Source organism: Ferrovum myxofaciens (assembly GCF_000735045.1).
In the GTDB taxonomy this organism is placed as follows: Bacteria; Pseudomonadota; Gammaproteobacteria; order Burkholderiales; family Ferrovaceae; genus Ferrovum; species Ferrovum myxofaciens.
In genome coordinates, this window is the sequence record NZ_JPOQ01000158.1 from 1 (window position 1) to 1,085 (window position 1,085).

1 rRNA gene is annotated in these 1,085 nt (G+C 52.8%); it reads right to left on the reverse strand.

The annotated features are described in order from the left end of the window. Positions 1 to 33 precede the first annotated feature (33 nt). Positions 34 to 1,085, reverse strand: a 16S ribosomal RNA gene (locus IV91_RS0112155); the annotation flags it as partial.

A 1,085-nucleotide genomic window follows, 5' to 3' on the forward strand; every position in this document is an offset into this window, starting at 1 on the left:
ACCGATAGGTGTGGGTACTAACTAAGGGATCTTAAAGGAGGTGATCCAGCCGCAGGTTCCCCTACGGCTACCTTGTTACGACTTCACCCCAGTCATGAATCATACCGTGGTAAGCGCCCCCCTTGCGGTTAGACTGCCTACTTCTGGTATCACCCACTCCCATGGTGTGACGGGCGGTGTGTACAAGACCCGGGAACGTATTCACCGCGACATGCTGATCCGCGATTACTAGCGATTCCGACTTCATGCTCTCGAGTTGCAGAGAACAATCCGGACTACGACCGGCTTTCTGAGATTGGCTCCCCCTCGCGGGTTGGCATCCCTCTGTACCGGCCATTGTATGACGTGTGAAGCCCTACCCATAAGGGCCATGAGGACTTGACGTCATCCCCACCTTCCTCCGGTTTATCACCAGCAGTCCTATTAAAGTGCCCAACTTAATGATGGCAATTAATAGCAAGGGTTGCGCTCGTTGCGGGACTTAACCCAACATCTCACGACACGAGCTGACGACAGCCATGCAGCACCTGTGTTACGGTTCCCTTTCAGGCACATCCACCTCTCAGCAGACTTCCGTACATGTCAAGGGTAGGTAAGGTTTTTCGCGTTGCATCGAATTAATCCACATCATCCACCGCTTGTGCGGGTCCCCGTCAATTCCTTTGAGTTTTAATCTTGCGACCGTACTCCCCAGGCGGTCAACTTCTCGCGTTAGCTTCGTTACTGAACAATCAAGTTGCCCAACAACCAGTTGACATCGTTTAGGGCGTGGACTACCAGGGTATCTAATCCTGTTTGCTCCCCACGCTTTCGTGCATGAGCGTCAGTCTTATCCCAGGGGGCTGCCTTCGCCATTGGTATTCCTCCACATCTCTACGCATTTCACTGCTACACGTGGAATTCTACCCCCCTCTGACAGACTCTAGCTTGCCAGTTTCAAACGCAGTTCCCAAGTTAAGCTCGGGGCTTTCACATCTGACTTAACAAACCACCTGCGCACGCTTTACGCCCAGTAATTCCGATTAACGCTCGCACCCTACGTATTACCGCGGCTGCTGGCACGTAGTTAGCCGGTGCTTCTTCTT